General features: G+C 28.5%; 20 protein-coding genes. 16 read left to right on the top strand and 4 right to left on the bottom strand.

Going from position 1 to position 20926, the window contains the following annotated elements; translation table 11 throughout:
* Window positions 1-241 precede the first annotated feature (241 nt).
* The 3 genes from ACH5BH_RS13120 to ACH5BH_RS13130 are packed head-to-tail and all read left to right on the top strand — an operon-like array spanning window position 242 to window position 3229.
* Window positions 242-1087 carry a putative selenate ABC transporter substrate-binding protein gene (locus ACH5BH_RS13120; protein ID WP_404308220.1) on the top strand — a complete coding sequence of 282 codons (846 nt, stop codon included), beginning with the start codon at window positions 242-244 and terminating at the stop codon, window positions 1085-1087.
* Window positions 1087-1746, top strand: coding sequence for an ATP-binding cassette domain-containing protein (locus ACH5BH_RS13125; RefSeq protein WP_404308218.1), 660 nt, complete (start codon window positions 1087-1089; stop codon window positions 1744-1746). Before ACH5BH_RS13120 ends, ACH5BH_RS13125 begins: the two co-directional genes overlap by 1 nt.
* Window positions 1733-3229: a PhnE/PtxC family ABC transporter permease gene (locus tag ACH5BH_RS13130; RefSeq protein WP_423298679.1), complete on the top strand. Its 1497-nt coding sequence runs from the start codon at window positions 1733-1735 to the stop codon at window positions 3227-3229. Before ACH5BH_RS13125 ends, ACH5BH_RS13130 begins: the two co-directional genes overlap by 14 nt.
* Here ACH5BH_RS13130 and ACH5BH_RS13135 read toward each other — a convergent pair.
* Genes ACH5BH_RS13135 through ACH5BH_RS13150 form a run of 4 tightly spaced genes read right to left on the bottom strand, consistent with a single transcriptional unit; the run spans window position 3221 to window position 7299 of the window.
* Entirely contained in the window at window positions 3221-3904 is a 684-nt protein-coding gene (locus ACH5BH_RS13135; RefSeq protein WP_404308214.1) for a metallophosphoesterase, read from the bottom strand. The genes ACH5BH_RS13130 and ACH5BH_RS13135 overlap by 9 nt on opposite strands.
* Window positions 3904-4566: a response regulator gene (locus ACH5BH_RS13140; protein ID WP_423298680.1), complete on the bottom strand. Its 663-nt coding sequence runs from the start codon at window positions 4564-4566 to the stop codon at window positions 3904-3906. Before ACH5BH_RS13140 ends, ACH5BH_RS13135 begins: the two co-directional genes overlap by 1 nt.
* On the bottom strand, window positions 4559-6157 hold the full coding sequence (locus ACH5BH_RS13145; RefSeq protein ID WP_423298681.1) for a sensor histidine kinase: 1599 nt from the start codon (window positions 6155-6157) through the stop codon (window positions 4559-4561). Before ACH5BH_RS13145 ends, ACH5BH_RS13140 begins: the two co-directional genes overlap by 8 nt.
* On the bottom strand, window positions 6151-7299 hold the full coding sequence (locus tag ACH5BH_RS13150) for an ABC transporter substrate-binding protein (RefSeq protein WP_404308208.1): 1149 nt from the start codon (window positions 7297-7299) through the stop codon (window positions 6151-6153). Before ACH5BH_RS13150 ends, ACH5BH_RS13145 begins: the two co-directional genes overlap by 7 nt.
* A gap of 205 nt (window positions 7300-7504) precedes the next feature.
* On the opposite strand from ACH5BH_RS13150, the gene ACH5BH_RS13155 reads away from it, so the two are divergent.
* From ACH5BH_RS13155 to ACH5BH_RS13215, 13 genes are all read left to right on the top strand, one after another.
* Window positions 7505-9202, top strand: coding sequence for a 4Fe-4S binding protein (locus ACH5BH_RS13155; protein ID WP_423298682.1), 1698 nt, complete (start codon window positions 7505-7507; stop codon window positions 9200-9202).
* A complete protein-coding gene (locus tag ACH5BH_RS13160) occupies window positions 9192-9965 on the top strand; it encodes a TorD/DmsD family molecular chaperone (protein WP_404308204.1) in 774 nt (257 codons plus the stop codon). The genes ACH5BH_RS13155 and ACH5BH_RS13160 overlap by 11 nt, the downstream gene beginning before the upstream one ends.
* 102 nt (window positions 9966-10067) lie before the next feature.
* Complete coding sequence (locus ACH5BH_RS13165) at window positions 10068-10280, top strand: Tat pathway signal protein (protein WP_404308202.1); 213 nt, start codon at window positions 10068-10070, stop codon at window positions 10278-10280.
* Between the two features lie 25 nt (window positions 10281-10305).
* Entirely contained in the window at window positions 10306-13137 is a 2832-nt protein-coding gene (locus ACH5BH_RS13170) for a formate dehydrogenase subunit alpha (RefSeq protein ID WP_404308200.1), read from the top strand.
* Window positions 13138-13147: 10 nt separating this feature from the next.
* Window positions 13148-13762 (top strand): formate dehydrogenase FDH3 subunit beta, encoded by a 615-nt coding sequence (gene fdh3B / locus ACH5BH_RS13175; RefSeq protein WP_404308198.1) that lies wholly within the window; start codon window positions 13148-13150, stop codon window positions 13760-13762.
* On the top strand, window positions 13752-14711 hold the full coding sequence (locus tag ACH5BH_RS13180; protein ID WP_404308196.1) for a cytochrome b/b6 domain-containing protein: 960 nt from the start codon (window positions 13752-13754) through the stop codon (window positions 14709-14711). The genes fdh3B and ACH5BH_RS13180 overlap by 11 nt, the downstream gene beginning before the upstream one ends.
* A gap of 202 nt (window positions 14712-14913) precedes the next feature.
* Window positions 14914-15702 (top strand): formate dehydrogenase accessory sulfurtransferase FdhD, encoded by a 789-nt coding sequence (gene fdhD / locus ACH5BH_RS13185; protein ID WP_404308194.1) that lies wholly within the window; start codon window positions 14914-14916, stop codon window positions 15700-15702.
* Between the two features lie 10 nt (window positions 15703-15712).
* Window positions 15713-16099: a winged helix-turn-helix domain-containing protein gene (locus ACH5BH_RS13190; RefSeq protein ID WP_404308192.1), complete on the top strand. Its 387-nt coding sequence runs from the start codon at window positions 15713-15715 to the stop codon at window positions 16097-16099.
* On the top strand, window positions 16083-17072 hold the full coding sequence (locus ACH5BH_RS13195) for a cysteine desulfurase (RefSeq protein ID WP_423298683.1): 990 nt from the start codon (window positions 16083-16085) through the stop codon (window positions 17070-17072). The genes ACH5BH_RS13190 and ACH5BH_RS13195 overlap by 17 nt, the downstream gene beginning before the upstream one ends.
* Window positions 17062-18309 carry a molybdopterin molybdotransferase MoeA gene (locus ACH5BH_RS13200; protein WP_404308188.1) on the top strand — a complete coding sequence of 416 codons (1248 nt, stop codon included), beginning with the start codon at window positions 17062-17064 and terminating at the stop codon, window positions 18307-18309. The genes ACH5BH_RS13195 and ACH5BH_RS13200 overlap by 11 nt, the downstream gene beginning before the upstream one ends.
* Before the next feature lie 21 nt (window positions 18310-18330).
* Window positions 18331-19143, top strand: a complete 813-nt coding sequence (locus ACH5BH_RS13205) for an ABC transporter substrate-binding protein (RefSeq protein ID WP_404308263.1) — start codon at window positions 18331-18333, stop codon at window positions 19141-19143.
* A gap of 30 nt (window positions 19144-19173) precedes the next feature.
* Window positions 19174-19869 carry an ABC transporter permease gene (locus ACH5BH_RS13210; protein WP_404308186.1) on the top strand — a complete coding sequence of 232 codons (696 nt, stop codon included), beginning with the start codon at window positions 19174-19176 and terminating at the stop codon, window positions 19867-19869.
* Entirely contained in the window at window positions 19866-20885 is a 1020-nt protein-coding gene (locus tag ACH5BH_RS13215; protein ID WP_423298684.1) for an energy-coupling factor ABC transporter ATP-binding protein, read from the top strand. The genes ACH5BH_RS13210 and ACH5BH_RS13215 overlap by 4 nt, the downstream gene beginning before the upstream one ends.
* Window positions 20886-20926 lie beyond the last annotated feature (41 nt).

Here is a 20926-nt window from a genome sequence, read left to right on the forward strand (position 1 = left end):
TTATATTAAGATAGTATTCTACTATAATTTATATCTTTTATAATACAGATTTTTCATTTTTAAAAAGCTTAAAAAGTAAAGAAAATTTTACTTTTATGTGTTATATTAAGTTTTATTTTATACAAGATATTATAGTATTTCGACATAAATTAGCATATAGACCTAAGGTTTAGGTTGGACATAAAGTATAATTTTCTATCTTTATTTCTTCATTAATGCTTCAAATATTTGAGGTTTTTTTATGAAAAAAATTCTTGTTTCGGTTGCACTATTAGCAACTACAGTATTCTCACAAACATTTACATTTACAGCTATTCCTGATCAGGATGAAACAAAGCTAAAAGAGAGATTCTCTAAGTTAGCAACATATTTAAGTAAAGAACTTAATGTTGATGTAAAATTTGTTCCAGTTAAATCTTATGCAGCTTCAATCGCAGCTTTTAGAAATAATCAAGTTCAATTAGCATGGTTTGGTGGTTTATCAGGTGTAAAAGCTAGACTTTTAGTAAAAGATTCACAAGCAATCGCACAAGGTGTTGAAGATCCAAATTTCCACTCTTATATTATAGCTCATAAAAGTACAGGTTTAGAAAAATCTGATAACTTAAGCAAAGATATTGCTGGTAAAACTTTCACTTTTGGTTCAAAAGGTTCAACTTCTGGAAGATTAATGCCAGAGTATTTTATTAGAGAGACTTTTAATAAAGCACCAAAAGATGTGTTTAAAAAAGTTGGTTTTTCAGGAAATCACTCTAAAACTATTTCATTAGTTCAAAATGGTGCTTATGAAGTAGGTGCTGTAAACTTTAAAGTATGGGATAGAGAGCTAAAAGCTGGTAATATTGATACTTCAAAAGTAAAAGTTATTTATAAAACTCCTGCATATCCTGATTATAACTTTACAATCAGAGCAGATGTTGATAAAAACTATGGAGCTGGATTTACAAAAAAAGTTCAAGACGCTTTAATCAAGTTAGAAGATAAAACTATTTTAAGTGCATTTCCAAGAGCTAGTTTTATCAAAGCTGAAAATAAAGATTTTGAGCCAGTATTAAAAACAGCAAGACAAATTGGGTTAATCGACTAATGATTTTCAATTTAGAAAATGAAACAATCTCTTATGAGAATAAAAAAGTTTTAGATTCTATAAACTTATCAGTAAAGAAGGGCGAAAAAATAGCCCTTCTTGGTAAGAGTGGGAGTGGGAAATCAACCCTTCTAAAAAGACTATATGAACTAAAAAGTGATGAGGTTTCTTATTTGCCACAAGATTTAGGACTTGTACATAATCTAAGTGCATATCACAATATCTATACAGCAAGATTAGAACAAAAATCAACTATTTATAATCTTATAAATCTAATAAGACCTTTTAAACAAAATATGGATGAAATTGTTAAGATTTTGAAAGAGCTTGAAACAGAGGATAAGCTTTTAACTAAGTCTTTAAATTTATCAGGTGGACAAAAACAAAGAGTAGCTATTGCTAAATCTATTTATTCTCAAAAGAAAGTATTACTTGCTGATGAACCTATTTCAGCTTTGGATGAATATATCTGTAAAAAATCAATAGCTTTACTTCATAAATCTTTTGAAACTATAATTTGTGCAATTCATGATGTAAAAATTGCCATTGAATCATTTGACAGAGTTATTGGGATTAAAAATGGAAAAATTATTCTTGATAAACTATCTTGTGATATAAATAGTGAAGACACAAAAAAATTATATTATGTTGCTAGCTAATATCTCAAAAGAACTAAGGGTAAGTCTTATTTTCCTTGGTATTTTTATAATCTCTTTATTTTTTGCTGATTTAGAAATAAGTGCTTATGAGCCTTTTTTGGAGTTTTCAAAATTTATTTTTGCCATAAAAGATATGAGTTTTTCATCGATTGATTTACTTATAGATGCTTCTTTACAGACTATTTATATTGCGACTATTTCTATTGTTTTATCTGCAATTATAGGTTTTATTTTAAGTTTTTATTTCAAGTTTTTATTTGTAAGAGTTGTATTATCTTATATTAGAGCTATACATGAGATATTTTGGGCATTGATTTTTTTACAAATATTTGGCTTCAATACTCTTACTGCAGTTTTAGCCATAGTTTTACCATATAGTGCTATTCTTGCTAAGGTTTATTTTGAAATACTTGAAGAGTATGATAGTTTTGATAAAAGAACTATTTCAAGTAAAGTATCAAAAGTGTGTTTATTTTTTTATACAAAGCTTCCAAATGCAATGCCACATTTAATCTCTTATACTTTATATAGATTTGAATGTGCTATGAAATCTTCTGCTATTTTAGGTTTTGTTGGGATTACTACTTTGGGTTACTACTTAAGTTCATCTTTTAATCAAGGTTATTACAATGAAGTATGGTTAATGCTTATCATCTTTTACATTTTAATAGCTACTATTAAATACTGGTTTAATAAATACACAATCATACCTCTTTTTGTATTTTCGATTTTTAAAATGCCTATGTCTATATCATCTTTTTCTTATGATAATTTTATAAGATTTTTTACAAGTGATATTATTCCAAGTCCAATTAAAAATGATTCTACTTTTGTAGAAGGGCTTAACTGGTTTTACAAAATATTTATAAATGAAATAGTTCCAGGAATCTTTAATACTGTAGTTTTAACTCAAATTTCACTTGTAGCAACTGCAATTTTAGCTTTGGTTTTGTTTCCTTTAATCTCTTATAAGTTTGTAGGTAAAACAGGAAGGTTTTTTTCACATATACTTTTAGTAGTTTTAAGATCAACTCCTGAGTATCTTTTAGCTTTTTTATTTTTATCAATATTTGGAGCTTCTATGCTTCCAGCAGTCTTAGCTCTTATGCTTCATAATGGAGCGATTATAGCTTTTATTATTGGAAAACAATCAAACGAAATGCAATATGTCTTAGACAAATCAACTCATCTAAATTTATATACTTATGAAGTGTTACCAAAGCTTTATAGTTCTTTTTTAGCTTTTCTTTTTTATAGATGGGAAGTTATTATGAGAGAGTCAGCTATTCTAGGTATTTTAGGAATAGCTACACTAGGATTTTTTATTGATTCAGCAATTGCAGATATTAGACTTGATAAGGTTGTAATACTTTTATTTTTTACAGCACTTTTAAATATTTCTATTGATTTGATATCAAAAAAAGTAAGAGATTATTTAAGAGCAGATGAAAAACTTATTGGTTGTGGATGTGACCTAAAGTAAAACATCTTTTTTTATTAAATCTTGTTGTATTATATCTAATGTAGCAAGATTTAATGCAGTTAATTTCCCTCCATAAACACAAGCTGTATCAATACAAATGTAGTTGTGCTTTTTTATGACATGTTTTGATGATTCATGACCATATATATTTATATAATCGTAACTTTGCCAATCTTTTTCCCAATCCCAAATCCACTCTTTTTCATCTGTTAATCTATTTACCATCATAGCATGACTTTTTGTTTTATCATCTCTTCTTTTAAAATAAGGCATACAAAAAGCATGGGTAATAAAATATTTTTCTATGATTAGATATTGAGGTAAAGTTTTTAACCAATCAATATGAGAAGAGAGTAAAGATAAATCTTTTTTATAGTTTTCAATGGTTTCAATACCACCCATGTATGATTTTACATTCCATCTAACCAAAGCACCATTTAGACAAGCTTCAATATTATCTAAAAGATAAAAGTCATGGTTTCCTAAAATACAAGGATAATTATTACTTTTTACAAATTCTATTACTTCTTTTGAATAAAGTCCTCTATCACATAAATCTCCTAAAAATATTAAGTTTGCATTCTTAGGAAGTTTTTGTAGTAGAGCCATTAGGGTATTATAGCACCCATGCACATCTGAAATGACATAGGTATTTTCTAAATTGTATTTTTGCATTAAATATTCTTTAACGCTGCTTCATTAAATCTATAAGTTTTATGTTGTACTTTTACTAAAATATTCTTTTCTGCTAATTCTTTAAAAAGTTTAATCAATGTAGGTTTTGATATAGAAACTTCTTCCATAATATCACTATATGAGGCTGTAAATAGATTTTGATTATCTAGATTATTTATAATAAATTTTACTATATCAACTTGTTTACTATCAGTTATGGCAGAAATAGTTCTAATTACATTTGAGTTTTTTTGAATTTCTTTTTGCTGTACTATAGGTAGTAGTACATCATGTAAACTATTTAATAGCTCTTTTATATTTATAGGTTTAATTATATAGTTTTCTACTTTTAGTTTTATTGCATCTAGTAAATATTTTGTATCAGTGTGTGCAGTTGTTAAAATCGTAGGAATATTTATATCTTTTTGTTTTATATGCTTTAAAAAGTCTATTCCATTTTCATCTTCAAGTAAAATATCAGAAATTATAACATCAACCTTTTTATTTAATAGTACATCCATCGCTTCATTTGATGTTTTCACAGCATAGATATTATTAACAAAATCCTCTAAAACATCTTTTGTATGTTTTAAAAGGTTTACATCATCTTCCAAATATAAGATATTAAATTGTTGTAAGATATTTAAATCTCTATTATTCATTTGTAGCCTCTTTGTTGTTAGTAATTGGAATTTTTATTGTAAACAATGAACACTTAAAGTTTTCATTACTATCAGGTTTTATTTTATGTACAATATTTTTATAAGAGATTGAACCATTCATGTGTTTTTCTATTATTTGTTTTGACATATATAAACCTATCCCTGTACCTGCACTTTTATATTTAGTTGTATAGTAAGGTTCAAAAATTTTAGAAACAATCTCTTCATTGATTCCTCCACCATTATCTATTAGATTTACAACAACACTGTGTTTATATTTATTTACAATGATTTTTATGATTCTATCATCTTTATTGGATATGTTACATAAAGCATCTTTTGAATTTGAAATGATATTTAAAAAAACATGAGATAGTTCATTATAGAAAGTATTTAATTTTACATTTTGTTTAATTTCTAGTTTTATTTTTATATTTTGCTTCTCTAAAGAGTATTTAGAAAGCTCAATTGAGTGATCTAAACAATCTTTTATTTCAAAAGTACTTTTCTGTTTATTAGGACTAAAAAAGTTTTTAAAGTCATCTAGGGTTTGTGACATATTATTTGCTAAAAGTAAAGCATCTTGTACTTTTTCATCTACAAATTTATCTGTTAATTTTCCATGTAACATTTTTGTTTGAAAACTTTGAACTATCATAGTAATAGAACCTAAAGGTTGTCTCCATTGGTGAGCAATATTATTTAACATTTCTCCTAAACTTGCTAGTCTTGCTTGTTGAAACATAATAATATCTTTTTTCCTATTTTGCGCTACTTCTTTTGAAATTTTTATTTCTAAATAAGCATTTAATTCTGTAAGCTCTTTGGTTTTTTCTTCTACTTTTTGCTCTAATGAATTATGTAAAATCTTGAAGTTATTGATAATATAAACTGATAAAACAATTGAAAACAAAAATACCAAAATAATAGAAATAATTGAAAGAATCATAATTATATTAAAAATCTTTTGTGTGTTTCTTTTCTCATTTATAGCTAACGATAAATCATAATTAATTAAACTAGTTATATAAATTGAAATGGCATTAATTTCAAGGTTTAAGTTCGCATAATCATAGTCAATTTTATTTTGTATCATGTAACTTAAATAGTATTTGATCTTAAACATTTTTTTATCAATGTTTTTCATTATATTTTGTTTTAAAACTTTATTTTCAAAATAGTTTTCATCACTAGTAAAAAACTTTTTTATAAAAGAGATTATATAAAATCTATCATCTTTATTTTCTAGTTCTTTTTTATATGAATTCCAGTTTTTATTTATAAGTTGTTGTGCTAAAAGTAATACATCTTGTGCTTGACTTATTGTAAGTTCTTCATTTTCTAAATCTTTTATCGTATCTTGAATATTTACATTGTATGTATCTTTTATGTTCTCAAGTTTTATTAAACTTTTTGTTCTTTTATCAAAAAGTACATCAAAATCTTGTTTGATAGTAAATGTAGATATTTGTGATAATAAGACAATACAAATCATTCCTCCTGCTATAATAAATACTAAAAATGAAGTTTTATATTTAAAACTTAGGTTATCAAAGTATGAAATTATTTTTTTTAATTTTTTAATTACCATTTTATTTCTTTAAATTTATTATTTTTATATTCAAACAAATAAGTTTTATTAAAAAGTTGAGTATTCTTATAGTTTATATTCAAACCTTTTAACAAATCTTTAGGTGTATTTTTTAACATTAAAATTAATTTTTCTCTTGTTATATCACCTTTTATCCTTGAAATTGCATTTACTAAAATTTTTGTTGCCATAAAGGCTTCAAGAGATATAAATCCTAATTTCTCTTTAGGATAATATTTTTTCATTAAGGCTTGATATTCTTGAATAATAGGTATTTTAATATTTGTATAGTTTGGTACAATTTGAGAAAAAATCAAGTTTTCAGTATCAATATTTAGTTCTTTAATATTGTTAATCATAGCATTTGCATCTCCAAAAGAGATATTACAAAAAACTAAATCTTTTAAATTTTTATTTTGTCTAGCTTTTTTTATAAATAAAGCATTTGTTTTATATGCACCAACCATAATTATTGCTTGGGGATTTGCATGTTTAATTTCATTAAAAGCATGATTTATTGAAAGAGTATTTCTTTTATAAGAACCCTCAGCAACTAAAGGAAGTTTTCTTTTCTCTAAAGATTCAAGTAAAGATATATAGCCTTCTTCTCCATAATCATCATTTTGATAAAAAACTGCAATTCTATCAAGTTTTTTCTCTTCATGTAAGTAACTTACTATTTTCTCTATTTCTTGTTTGTATGAACTTCTAAAGTTTATGATATTCTCATTTTTATCATTCCTTAAAAAAGAAGCACCTGAAAAAGCAGCAAAAAAAGGAATATCTTGTTCTTTAATTAATGGTAAGACATTTTTAACTGTTGGTGTTCCTACAAAACCAAATAGTGCATAAACATTGTTATCAAATATTAATCTATTAACATTTTCAATAGTTAATTCAGGTTCATACTTATCATCATACATAATAAGTTGTATTTTTTTATCTCTTAGTATATTTGTTTCATTAGCATAGTTTAAATATGCAGTAGCACCTTTCTCTACTGAATTTCCCCAAGCTTTGATGACCCCTGTTTTGGGTAAGGATATTCCAACTTTGATAGTTTTGTTAGGAAAAATATCATCTTTAAAATAAACATAAATAATTATAAAAATAAATGCGAGTATAGGTAATCTTTTAATCATAGTTTAGTTTACAAAAATATGTAGAAAATACAGCTTTAATATAATTATAGACAATAAAAAAATTGTATCTTAAATTTGCTAAGTGCTTAATAGTAACACCTTAAAAAAAATTGGTAAAATAAAGTTTAATATTTAAGCTATATTTAAAAATATGTTAATAAAATTAGGTAAAATATATTTTACCATTAATGGAAGGGCATAGGTTATGCAAGAATTTATTTACTATAACCCAAAGGGTTTAGATTTCCCTGTTAGCGAAGAGATATTAGTATCAACTAACTTAGATGAAATAAAAGAAGAAAGTTTTTTAATTTCAAACTCTTCTGAAGTTGATGCAGAGGTAAGTGCAGATGAAATAGATTTTTATATTAAAAATACTAAAGACTCAATGGCAGTGCAAATTGAAAATGTTTATAAATTATATGAAATAGCTGCCAACAAATATGATTTTGCTCAAGATATATCTTACTCACAAGAAGTTTCAAAGCAATTATTACTTGTTGCTAATGATAAAGAAGATTACGAAAGATTTGTAGCCTGTATTAAGCCTGATGACTTTGAATTATTTTTTGTACAAGAAAACATAATTAAGTCAATTGAAGGCCATATAGGAAATTTAACAGTAGTTGTTGATGATGAAGGTAAAGATGTAACTTTAAATGTTTCACAAATTGTTTGGTATGATGCTAAACAAGAAGGAATTAAACAAAGTGGATGCTTTGACCCAAAAGAATCTAGTGAAGAAGAAGTAATCTCTCAATTAAAAGAAAATATCAATTCATACTCATACAAAAAATTTACAACTTATGATAAAACAATCTGTCAATACAATGAAAGAAGAGAAGTTATCTGTTCAAAATGTGAAGAAGTTTGTCCTAGTGTTGCTATTATAAAAGATGATACAACAAAAGTTTTAACATTTTCTCAAATAGATTGTCATGGATGTGGAGGTTGTATTTCAGTTTGTCCTAGCGGGGCACTTGATTATGCTCCTTCAAATAGAGACTCAATGTTTGAAATGAGTAGTTTTTTTGCTGATACTCATCCTTTAATAACACCTCAAAAAATGAATATAAAAGATTTAGAAATAGAGTTAAAAGAGGGTGTTTTACCTTATGCTATTGAAGGTGAAAAGTTTTTAGATGAAACAGCATTTTTAACACTAGCACAAATTTCAGGTTCTCAACTTGTATTTTATACAGATTTTATTTCTAAAGGTTCAGGTGATGCTATTAGAATTGTAAATGATATTTATCAAAAAAAATATGGAAAAGATGCAATTATAGTAGCAATGGATGAAGAAGAATTAAAAGCTGCTTTAGAAGAAGTGACATTTATTGAAAACTCTCATTTTAATTTCAATCAAGAAGGACTTAAAAAAAGAGAAATATTCTCACATAGACTACAAAAGTTAGTTGGGGAAGATGATTTAGGTGAAGTTCAAACAGGTGAGCATATTCATTATGGACTTGTAAAAGTAAATGAAGATAAATGTACATTATGTTTAGTATGTGTTGGAGCTTGTAATGTAGATGCTCTTCAAGCAGATGCAAGAGATAATACTTTAAGAATAAATCCTTCTTTATGTACGTCATGTGGATACTGTGAAGTATCATGTCCTGAAAGTGACTGTTTAGAGATAGAACGAGATGTAATCAAACTTCAACCAATGTGGTTTAAAGAAAATATTCTAGCACAAGATGAACTTTTTGCATGTGTTGAATGTGGAAAAGAGTTCGCTACAAAAAAATCTGTTGAAAAAATTGCTTCTATGATGGGACCAATTTTTGCTAGTGATCCTGTTAAAGAGAGATCTTTATATTGCTGTGCAGATTGTAAACCAAAAATCATGATGCAAAATTATTATGATCAAAAAAAACAAGGAATGGCAAATGCAAGATAATCAAGCAGTAAACAAAGCAAGAGCATTATATTACAATCTTTTTGCAAACTTTTTTGTTCCACCTGAAAGTATTGAAAATTATTTAGAGTTAACAAGTTTAATTTATATTTTAAGACAAAATCCTTTAGATAAAACATCAGGAGATGCTTTAGCAAAAATAGAAGACTTGTTAGATAGAAGTTCAAATATTCCTTTATTACAAGAATTTGACGATATTTTTCATAATCCCACAAGTAAAAAAATAAGAACAACAGCTTCTTTTTATGATGAAGGTGTGGAATCAGGTAAAAAAAGAGTTGAAATGATTAATTTTGTTGCTAAAACAAAATTAAGAAGAGATGAAAAAAAGTTTCACGAATATGAAGATTCTGTAGGGTTCATTTTTACTTTAATGTCTGAACTTACAGATTTAATATCACAAGGTGAAAAAGAGTATGAAAATACAGTACATTGTATCTTTGCTCAAATTTTAAATGAATTTATTGATGAGTTCGCAAAAGAATTATATGAACATGATAATGCTGTAATATATAAAGAGCTTATGATTGTTCTTCATTCTTTTGTTGAATTTGAAAGACTTTACCTTGAAGTTTCAAAACCTATACCAAAAGAAAAAATAGAAAAAGTTGAAACTTGTGAAGTAGAAGAAATTTCAGAAGAAGAAAGACAAAGAAGAGAAAGAAACAGAGCATTAAGAGCAATGGGTCCTAAAAAAGAACAAAGACCTACAGATATTGCTTATGATGTAGAAGAGGATATTTAGTAAAAGGTTTCCTTTTACTAAGGGATTTTATAAAGAAAGCTTTAATCTTTTTTTATAAAGTCTCTTATTTCAAGGGGCTTAATTTCTATAAGGAGGTCAGTCATGGAACAAAGCAGAAGAGAATTCGCTAAAAAAACTGCAATTGTTACAGCTGGTGCAGCAGTTGCTGCTGGAACTAGCGTATTGGCTGCTACTGGTAATTCATCACGTCAAGATGATACAAATAATGGTGTTGTAAAAGGGTCTTCTAGAAAAAAAGAGATTCTTTACAGAAAAACTGCGACTTGGGAAGAGTATTACAAGAACGCAAAATAATAATTCAAAATAGTAGGAGAGTCGTATGTCAGCAAATACGTATGAATCTTTGAATGCAAAAGTAGGTAGAAGGTCATTTATGAAAATGGCTGCCGTTGCTACTGCATTTGGAGTAACATCATCTTTTGCTAGTACTACAGCTACAAGAAAAGCTACTGAGGAAGAGATTAAAAATCCATTCCCTGGTTCAAAGATGGTTAAATCTATCTGTACAGCTTGTTCAGTTGGTTGTGGTGTTATGGCAGAAGTGCAAAACGGTGTTTGGGTAAGACAAGAAGTTGCTACTGATCATCCTGTATCACTTGGAGGTCACTGTTGTAAAGGTGCCGATATGATTGATATGGTTAGGTCAGAAGTTAGACTTAAGCACCCAATGGTAAAAAGAGGTGGAAAATGGCAAAGAATTTCTTGGGATGAAGCTTTAGATAATATTGCTAAAAAGCTTGAATCTTTAAGAAAAACAGATGGGCCAGATTCAACAATGTTTTTAGGATCAGCGAAATTTAATACAGAACAATCGTATTATTTTAGAAAATTCGCTGCAATGTTTGGAACTAATAATATAGATCACCAAGCTAGAATTTGACATAGCTCAACAGTTGCCGGGGTGGCAAACACATGGGGTTATGGTGCTATGACAAATTCTTTAGGGGATATTCAAAACTCTAAGGCGATCATTATTTTTGGAGCAAATCCAGCGGTTAATCACCCAGTAGGATTCCAACATTTCTTAAAAGCTAAAGAAAGAAATAATACAAAAATAATAGTTGTAGATCCAAGATATACAAAAACTGCTGCAAAAGCAGATTATTTTGCACAAATTAGACCAGGTACTGATATTCCATTTATGTATGGAATGTTAAATATCATTTTTGAAAATGGTTGGCATGACGAAAACTTTATTAAAGATAGAGTTTACGGTATGGAAGATATCAAAAAAGAGGCTAAAAACTGGCCAATTGAAAGAGTTGCTGATGTTACAGGTGTAAAAGCTGATTTAATTGTACAAATTACTAAGCATTATGCACAAAATACACCAGGTACACTTGTTTGGGCTATGGGATTAACTCAACATAATAATGGTTCATCAAATACAAGAATTGCTCCAATCGTTCAACTTGCTCTTGGAAACATGGGTAGAGAAGGTGGTGGAACAAACATCTTAAGAGGTCATGATAATGTACAAGGTGCAACAGATATGTGTTGTTTATCTCATACATTACCAGGTTATTATGGTTTAAGTGATGGTTCATGGAAATATTTCGCAAAAATGTGGAATGTAGATTATGAATGGTTAAAAGGTAGATTTAAAGATCCTTCATGGATGAATAAAAAAGGTTTCACACTTGCTAGATGGTGGGCTGGAGTTCTTGGTGGTAAGCCAGGAGAAGATGCTATTCATAATGCAGGTACAAATTTAAAAGCTTTATTTGTTATGGCAAATGGTGTTACATCAACTTCACAACAAGTAAAAGTAAAAGAAGCTTTAGACAATTTAGATTTAGCAGTATTTGTTGATCCTTTTGTAAATGAAGGTGCAATTATTACAGATAAGCAAGATGATGTTTATATTTTACCAGGTGCAACTCAATTTGAGACTAGTGGTTCAGTAACTGCTACAAATAGATCAGCACAATGGAGAGATAAAATCATTGAGCCAATGTATGAGTCTAAACCTGACCAAGAAATTATGTTTGAATTAGCTAAAAGACTTGGATTCTATGATGAATTAACAGCAGGTATGAAAGTTAAAGAAAACAAAAAAGATTATAAATGGCCAGAAGATGCTACTGATGAAATCGCAAGAACAATTAAAACAATTGGTCTTACAGGTTGGACAGCAGCAAGACTTAAAAAACACCAAAAAAATTGGCACATGTTTGATGAAGTATCTATGAGAGGATACGGTGAAATGACTGGTGAGTACTATGGTTTACCATGGCCTTGTTGGACAGAAGATCATTGTGGTTCTCCTTTATTATATAACATCAATAGAAGTGTTAAAGAAGGTGGTATGGGGTTCAGAAATAGATTTGGACTTGAGCATGATGGACAAGATTTACTTGCAGGAAAAGGTTCAGCACCTAAAAATTCGGCAAATCCAAATGGTTACCCAGAAATCACTAGAGATAACATTGAAGAAGTGCTTGGTATTAAATTAACAGAAGATGAAAAGAAAAGAATTGGTAAAAACTGGAAAGTTGATACTTCAAATATAATTGCCCAAAAATGTATGGAAAAAGGAATTGCTCCTTATGGAAATGCAAGAGCAAGAGCAAAAGTTTGGACATTTGCAGACCCAATTCCTTTACATAGAGAGCCATTGCACTCTCCAAGAACAGATTTAGTTAAGAAATATCCATCATTTGCAGATAAAAAGAATCATTATAGAGTTGATACTAGATATGTTTCTGAACAGACTGCATCAGACTGGGCAAAAGACTTCCCTATTAACTTAGTTACAGGAAGACTTGTAAATATGAACGGTGCTGGAATTGAAAATAGAGCAAGTAAGTATTTAGCTAAATTAACACCAGAAATGTTCTGTGATATTCATCCAGATTTAGCAGGAAGACATGGTATTAGAGATGGTTCTATGATGTGGATTCATTCACCTCAAGGAACTAAGATTAAAGTTAAAGCTAAATATTCATTTAGTGTATCAGAAGATAGAGTATTCTTACCATTCCACTTTGCAGGTGTTATGGAAGGTGTTGATTATACTCATAACTTCCCAGATGGTACAAAACCTTTTGCATCAGGTGAAAGTGCAAATACTGTAACTAACTATGGTTATGATATTGTTACTCAAATTCCTGAGACAAAAGGTGGTCTGTGTAGAATTGAAAGAGCGTAGGAGAAGCAACATGAGTAGTAATAATGTAGATTATTCAAGAATGAAATTTTACTGCGATGAAAACAGATGTATTCATTGTGATGGTTGTTCTGTTGCTTGTGCCGAAGCTCACGAGTTACCAGTAGAAATTTCTAGAAGAAAAGTAATAACAGTAAACGAAGGTAAACAAGGCGAAGAGTTTTCTTTATCTGTTGCTTGTATGCATTGTACAGATGCTCCTTGTGAGCAAGTATGTCCAGTAGATTGTTTTTATATTAGAGAAGACGGTATTGTTTTACATGATAAAAATAAATGTATTGGTTGTTCATATTGTCTATATGCTTGTCCATTTGGAGCTCCTCAGTTCCCTAAAGATGGTGCATTTGGAACAAAAGGTGTAATGGATAAATGTACTATGTGTGCAGGTGGCCCTGATGAGACTAATAGTGAGCATGAAAGACATTTATATGGTCAAAACAGAATTTCAGAAGGTAAAGTACCTGTATGTGCAGCGATGTGTTCTACAAAAGCTTTACTAGTTGGTGATTCTGAATCAGTAGCTAATATATATAGAGAAAGAGTTATATCATTTGGTCATGGTGTTCAGTCAATGCCTTACGGATGGGATAAAGCGTATGGAAAATAAAAGTTTTCTTAGCGAGTATAAAGCTTATTTTATAATAGGCTTTATATTTATGCTTCTTACTTATTGGTATTTTTGGTTAGCAACAATTGCAGATATTAATTATGTATATAAATTTTTACTGCAAATGATGCAAGGTAATATTTCTGGTAATGTGGTTCCTGTTGAAAACCTAACTAGGTATGAACAAATGGAAGTTGCACTATTTGGGCCTGATTATGATGCTATTGCTCCTGAGGTTATTAGAGCTTTTGAAGAAAGACAACATTTACTGCCAATAGTTTTTACTGTGGAGTTTTTCTTATTTTTAGGAATGTTCATAATAGCAAAAGGTAGAAAGCAAGCTAATATCACAAGAGAAAATGACAAAGTACAAGTTTACTCTGTATTTCAAAGATTTGTGATTTTATTAAATATTTTAATTATGATTTATCTATTTATCACTGGTTTTTCAATTACATTTGGAAACTGGACAGGTGGTGGAGAAATTGCAAGGTTAATGAGAGCAACACATGAAATAGTTGGGCTTGGATGGATTCCAGTTTGGGCTATCATGACTTTAATTGCTTTTAAAGATCATAAATATTTTATCAGACCAAGTGTAAAAATTTGGAATAAGATTTTCCTAAGAGGAAAATACAAACACATGGATAGAATAAACTATTATATGTATGTGGCATTTGGATTTAAATTAGTACTAAGTGGATTTATTATTTGGTATTTATTCCCAGATTATACAACACATGCAGAGACTATTCAGTTTAAAAGATTTATTCTGTTTATTCATTTTATGGGAAGTGCGATTATTTCGTTCTTTACATTTGAAACAGTATATTCTTATTTTGTATCTGTAAAAGGATATATTCCTGGTGTAATTACAGGAAAATTACCAGTAGAGTATCTAGAACAGTTAAGACCAGACGTTTTAGAAGAAGAGGATTTAAGAAAATAGATTTAGCATCTAAGTTTCCTAAGAGGAAACTGGATTGCTTTTTCTATTTGTTTATTAATATGCAAAATTAGCATATTAACTTTGAGAGCAATAAGTTGCTCTTTTTGGAATTTGTTTTTTTAACTAGGATTTATTTTCTATGTTAAAAGAGATTTAGAAATTAAAATATGCAAAATTAGCATATTAAAGAAAAGAAGAAGATATGGATAACGCCAAATATTTAAAAACAGTAGTAATAGACAAACTTATAGAAAATGAAGCAACTGAATTTGAAGATGTGACTATTGATGAGACACGATTAAATTTATATTTAAATGGCCAAAAAACAATATCCATGATGTGTATACCAAAAGATCAAGATGCTCATGCAATTGGATTTTTAATGAGTGAAAATGTGATATCTTCTATTGCTGACATAGAAGATATTTCAATAAGTGAAGATGGTTTAAGAGTTGATATAAAAGCGAAAATAAATGAAGAATCATTACAAAATCTTTATAAAGAAAAAACTTTAACAAGTGGTTGTGGTGGTGGAGTTACAGGTACAGATAGTAGCGAACTTGTAATTCCTTTTAATCAAACTTCATTTCAAGTAACACCTGAGACTATTTCTTCTGAGGTTAAGATTTTTTATAGAGAAAGCGAACTTTATAATTTAACAGGTTGTGTTCATAAAGCAATGATATATTTACTTGATGGAACAACTATAACAGCAGAAGATATTGGAAGACATAATGCAATTGATAAAGCAATTGGAAAATGTAAACTTCAAGGATTAGATACTACTAAATCTGTATTATTTGTATCAGGTAGATTAAGTTCAGAGATGGTTACAAAAGCAGTTATGCACAAAATACCTATTATCGTATCAAGAACAGCTCCTACATATTTAGGTGTTCAAACAGCACATAAACATGGAATAACATTAATTGGTTTTGCACGTGGTAAAAAAATGAATTTATATACACATCAAGGTAGAATAGATTATTAAAGAGGTAATCATGGAAGTAAAAGTAAAAGTTTGGATTGATGATAATGAGAATAATTTAGTTTTCGGTGGTGGAAAAACAGAAGTATTAAAGTATATAGACCAAACAGGCTCAATTTCAAAAGCAGCAAAAATTGTAGGTATGAATTATAAGAAAGCTTGGACTCATATTAAAATATTAGAAGAGCATATAGAAGATGAATTAGTTCAAACAAAAAAAGGTAGGGGAGAGGACAGTGGAAGTTCTCTTACTCCAAAAGCTAGAGAGATTATCAATACTTACGAAGTGTTACAAGAAGATATTAAAGAATATGCTAAAAAAAGATTTGATGAATTGTTTTTAAAAGACAATAAAGAAATCATAAAAGTAAAAGGTGAAAATTGTGATAAAGCTGAATAGTTTACAGTATCAAAATATGCAAAATTTGCATATAAGTAATAATTTATCATTAAATGTTTTAAGCAATAATGAAGAGTTTTTATTTTTACAAGAAGAGTTTTTAAAAACATACAATAAAGAAAAACTTATAACATTTTCTTTTGATAAAGATGGTTTTTTGGGTCTTTTTTTACAACTTAGTAAAAAAGGTAAAATAGCTATTTCAAAGGGAGAATCTCATGCAGTTTATGAAGCTGGGGTATTATTTGAGTCTTTAGGTTTTAATATCACTTGGATAGATTTATTGAAAAATGGAAAAGTAAATACAAAACAAATAAAAGATTCAAATATAGATTTTATTTTTATTTCATCTTATGTTATGGATACTTTTGTAAAAACTGATATAGAAGAAATAAAATCTCTTACAGAAGCGAAAATTATTTCAAATGCAAGTGCTAATTTTAGTAATATTAGTGATGCTATATATTTTGATTCTTATAAATTAACTGGTTTTTCTACTTCAGGAGTTTTACTTTTTAATAAGGAACTTTTTGAAGAAAAAAGCATAGGTTTTATTGACACAATTGCAGTGAACTTTATCTTTGAAGCTCTTAAAAATCAAACTTTTACAAACTTAATAAAAGAGGAATTTAAAAATGCATTAAATGAAGTATTTGGTGAAAATATTTACTTTTTTGTAGATTCAAATGATACTTTAGATTTTACTCTTCACTTTGCTTTAAAAGGTATAAAAGCAAGAGAAATAATAAGAACACTAGGTTTAGATTTTATACATATTACAAATGGTGAGGGATGTAGTTTAGGTTTATCAAAACCGTCAAGAATTATTCAAAGTATGGGATATGATGAAACTACAAGTAGAAATGCTTTATCTCTAACTTTTTGTGAGGATTTAGATTCTCAAACTATACAAAAAGTTGTAAATAAAATGGCAAAAAAATATAGACAAATAAGGGTTTTAAATGAGCAATAAATTAACTTACTTGGATTTTGAAGAAGCAGTAAAAAGAAGCTTAGATTTAGCAAAAGCTACTACTTTTACTGAAATTATACCAATTGCACTAGCTATTGGTAGGGTTGTTAGTGAAGATATAATTTGTGTAAAAAATCTTCCTGCTTTTAATAATTCAGCAATGGATGGATTTGCTATAAAAGCAAAAGATGCAGGAAAAACACTAAATATAAAAAAAGTAATTTATGCAGGAGATAAGGGGGAAGCAACAAATGCGTGCCTTTTAGATAATGAGTGTTACAAAATTATGACGGGAGCTAAGGTTCCAAGTGATGCCAATGCAATTATTCCTATTGAAAATTGTTTTGATGTAACTTCTGAAACTGTTAGAATCCCTGAAAATGTAAAAGAAGGTTCAAATTTAAGATTAAAAGGTGAAGAGCAAAAGCAAGGAAATGTTTTATTTCAAAAAGGTGAAATTATTACTTCTTCTCATGTAACACTTTTAGCTTCGCAAGGTCTTACAATGATTAAGGTTTTTAAAAAAATTTCAATAGCAGTTGTTTCAACTGGAAATGAATTAAAAGAGCCTTGGGAAAGCAGTGATGATGAAGAAATTTATAATTGTAATTCTTATGCTTTAGTTTCACTTTTAAAAGAAAATGGTTTTGATGCAACATATAGTGGAGTAATACCTGATAGTTTAGAAAGTTCAAAACAGTATATTTCAAATATGAAAAATTATGATGTAATTATTACAACAGGTGGTATTTCTATGGGTGATGCTGATTTTGTAGGTCAAGCATTTCTTGAAAATGGTCTTGAAACGGCATTTCATGGAGTAAATGTAAAACCAGGACGTCCAATAATGATGGGAAAAATGCAAAATACAGTTGTGATGTGTTTACCTGGAAATCCTTTAACAGCAATGGTAAATATGCACTTATTTGCGATACCAGTTTTACATAAAATGCAAGGAAATAAATGTTTCTATCATGATGTAAATTTTGCTATGAATCATGAGGATTTTAAAACTAAACAAGGAAGAGTAAATGTAGTACTTGGAACTTGTGAAAATGGAGGATTTAGAGTAACTAGAAAAAATAAATATGGTTCAGGAATGATAACAGCATTATATGAAAGTAATTCAATACTTGTAACTAGGGAAGAAACTTCAAGTATTGATGTAGGACAAGAGGTGTATGTTATTAGATTTAATAACAATTTAGTAAATAAACAAACGAATATATTTAATTAAAACAAAAAGGAAACAAACATGATGAAAAAAACTTTAGTAACTTTAGGATTAAGTGCAGTACTAGTATCAGGATTAAATGCAAAAGATTTAATGATGGCTACAACTACAAGTACAGATAATACAGGATTATTAGACTATTTAGCACCAAAATTTGAAAAAGAAACAGGAACTACTTTAAAATGGGTTGCAACAGGAACTGGAAAAGCTTTAAAGATGGGTGGAAATTGTGATGTAGATATTTTATTTGTACACGCTCCTGGTGCTGAAAAGAAATTTGTAGGTACTGGATATGGTGTAAATAGAACACAAGTTATGTATAACGATTTTGTTGTTATTGGACCAAAAGCAGATCCTGCAATGGTTACAGGTATGAAAACAGCAGCAGCACTTAAAAAAATTAATGATAAAGAAGCTAAGTTTTTCTCAAGAGGTGATAACTCTGGAACAAACAAAAAAGAGATTAAACTTTGGAAAGAAGCTATGACTAAAGCTCCTGAAAAAGCATCTTGGTATGTTCAAACTGGTCAAGGTATGTTAAGAACTATTAATATGGCTGCTGAAAAAGGTGGTTATACTATGACAGATAGAGGAACTTGGATTAAATACCAATCTCAAAAAGGTGATAAAAACACTATGAAAATTGTTGTTGAAGGAGATAAAACATTATTTAATCAGTATTCTGTAGTTTCAATCAACAAAGAAAAATGTTCAAATGTTAAACCAGAATTAGCAGCACAGTTTACAAAATGGATTATTAAACCAGAAACTCAAAAAACAATTGCTGATTTTAGATTATTAGGAAAAGCTTTATTTATTCCAAATGCTGGTAAATAAATAAAAAATAAAACTTAGGATTAAAACTGGATGAATCTTTTTACAGATGGCTTTAATGAAGCAATAGAACTACTTGTATCAGGTAATGAGAGTGTATACTCTGCAATTATTACTACAATAACAGTATCCTCTTGGTCTTTATTTATAAGTTTATTAATAGGTCTTCCTCTTGGGTTTGCCTTGGGATATTATAATTTCCCAGGTAAACCAGTAGTTAGAACTATAGTTGATACACTTCTTGCTTTACCAACAGTTGTAATTGGTTTAGTAGCATATACAATGTTGTCAAGGGTTGGACCATTTGGGCAATATGATTTGCTTTTTTCACAAGAAGCAATAATATTAGGTCAAATTGTACTAGGTCTTCCTATAATCATAGCCTTAACAGCAACACAAGTAGAAGCAGTTGATAAAAGACTTTATACTTCTTTAAAGGGCTTAGGAGCTACATCTTTTCAGATATTAAATGCAACATTAGTTGAAGCAAGATTTGGAATTATGACAGCTGCTGTTACTGCTTATGGAAGAATTGTTACAGAAATTGGTATTTCTATGATGGTTGGTGGAAATATAAAGTATCACACTAGAACAGTAACAACAGCAATTGCTTTAGAAACTGGAAAAGGTGAATTTGTAACAGGAATCGCTTTAGGTTTAGTACTTTTTGTAGTTGCACTTATGGTAAATATTGCATTATCAATACTTAAAAGGAAATGGACACAATGAGTTTATATGAATTAAATAATATAGAACAGTATTATGATGGAAAAAGAGTATTAAGTATTGAAAATCTTACTTTAGATAAAAATCAAATTATCGGATTTTTTGGGCCAAATGGTAGTGGTAAATCAACACTTTTTTCACTTTTATCTTTTATAAATAAGCCAACTTTAGGAAATATATCTTTTAATGGTTTATGCAATACAAGACTTGATTTTGAAACAAGACAAAGTGTAGTTATGGTACCTCAAAATCCATATCTTTTAAAAAGAACAGTTTTTGAGAACATTTCTTATGGGTTAAAGCTTAGAAAACAAAAACAAAACCTAAATGAAAAAGTATTAGAAGCTTTGACTTTAGTAGGACTTGATAGTTCTTTTGCTCAAAGAAAATGGAGTCAACTTTCAGGTGGAGAAGCCCAAAGAGTCGCTCTTGCTGCAAGACTTATACTAAAACCAAAGGTTTTAATCTTAGATGAGCCAACAACAGGAGTTGATACAAACTCAGCCCAATTAATAAAAGAAGCAATTTTAACAGCAAAACAAAAATATAATACAACAATACTAATATCAAGCCATGACCATAATTGGTTAAATCATATATGTGATAGGAAAATTGCACTTTTTAGTGGTAGTTTAGTTGAAAGTGGAGGAATTAATCTTCTTTTCTCACCTTGGCAAAAAAATGAAGAAGGAAATCTTGTAAAGCATTTTATAGATGGCCAAAGATTAGAAATTAAAAATAGTGAAGATAAGAAAAGAAATTCAGTAGTTATGATAAATAGTAATGCAATTACTATGTGTAGAGTTGATTGTGAAGAAATGAAAGACGAAAATACATTAATTGCAGAAGTAAGTTCAATTCAACAGCTTAATAGTATAAAAGATTTATTAATTGAGTTTTCAATTGGAGGTATTAGTTTTAATTGTAAAATCTCAAGAAAATTTATGCAAGAACAAAGTTTTTTACCAGGAGACAAAATCAATGTAAATATTGATACTAATAATGTTTGTTGGATATAAAAGTGTAAAGTTAAAACTTTGCATTTTTTTATATTTACTAA

The organism is Arcobacter rhizosphaerae (assembly GCF_049472155.1).
In the GTDB taxonomy this organism is placed as follows: Bacteria; Campylobacterota; Campylobacteria; order Campylobacterales; family Arcobacteraceae; genus Arcobacter_B.

Bases quoted from the DNA above. Each gene is read 5' to 3' on its own strand.
- ACH5BH_RS13145 (WP_423298681.1), bottom strand. From the start codon at position 6,157: ATGGTAATTAAAAAATTAAAAAAAATAATTTCATACTTTGATAACCTA.
- fdhD (WP_404308194.1), top strand. From the start codon at position 14,914: ATGGATAACGCCAAATATTTAAAAACAGTAGTAATAGACAAACTTATA.
- ACH5BH_RS13130 (WP_423298679.1), top strand. From the start codon at position 1,733: ATGTTGCTAGCTAATATCTCAAAAGAACTAAGGGTAAGTCTTATTTTC.
- ACH5BH_RS13190 (WP_404308192.1), top strand. From the start codon at position 15,713: ATGGAAGTAAAAGTAAAAGTTTGGATTGATGATAATGAGAATAATTTA.
- ACH5BH_RS13160 (WP_404308204.1), top strand. From the start codon at position 9,192: ATGCAAGATAATCAAGCAGTAAACAAAGCAAGAGCATTATATTACAAT.
- ACH5BH_RS13150 (WP_404308208.1), bottom strand. From the start codon at position 7,299: ATGATTAAAAGATTACCTATACTCGCATTTATTTTTATAATTATTTAT.
- ACH5BH_RS13120 (WP_404308220.1), top strand. From the start codon at position 242: ATGAAAAAAATTCTTGTTTCGGTTGCACTATTAGCAACTACAGTATTC.
- ACH5BH_RS13215 (WP_423298684.1), top strand. From the start codon at position 19,866: ATGAGTTTATATGAATTAAATAATATAGAACAGTATTATGATGGAAAA.
- ACH5BH_RS13205 (WP_404308263.1), top strand. From the start codon at position 18,331: ATGAAAAAAACTTTAGTAACTTTAGGATTAAGTGCAGTACTAGTATCA.
- ACH5BH_RS13180 (WP_404308196.1), top strand. From the start codon at position 13,752: ATGGAAAATAAAAGTTTTCTTAGCGAGTATAAAGCTTATTTTATAATA.
- ACH5BH_RS13125 (WP_404308218.1), top strand. From the start codon at position 1,087: ATGATTTTCAATTTAGAAAATGAAACAATCTCTTATGAGAATAAAAAA.
- ACH5BH_RS13165 (WP_404308202.1), top strand. From the start codon at position 10,068: ATGGAACAAAGCAGAAGAGAATTCGCTAAAAAAACTGCAATTGTTACA.
- ACH5BH_RS13140 (WP_423298680.1), bottom strand. From the start codon at position 4,566: ATGAATAATAGAGATTTAAATATCTTACAACAATTTAATATCTTATAT.
- fdh3B (WP_404308198.1), top strand. From the start codon at position 13,148: ATGAGTAGTAATAATGTAGATTATTCAAGAATGAAATTTTACTGCGAT.
- ACH5BH_RS13210 (WP_404308186.1), top strand. From the start codon at position 19,174: ATGAATCTTTTTACAGATGGCTTTAATGAAGCAATAGAACTACTTGTA.
- ACH5BH_RS13135 (WP_404308214.1), bottom strand. From the start codon at position 3,904: ATGCAAAAATACAATTTAGAAAATACCTATGTCATTTCAGATGTGCAT.
- ACH5BH_RS13155 (WP_423298682.1), top strand. From the start codon at position 7,505: ATGCAAGAATTTATTTACTATAACCCAAAGGGTTTAGATTTCCCTGTT.
- ACH5BH_RS13200 (WP_404308188.1), top strand. From the start codon at position 17,062: ATGAGCAATAAATTAACTTACTTGGATTTTGAAGAAGCAGTAAAAAGA.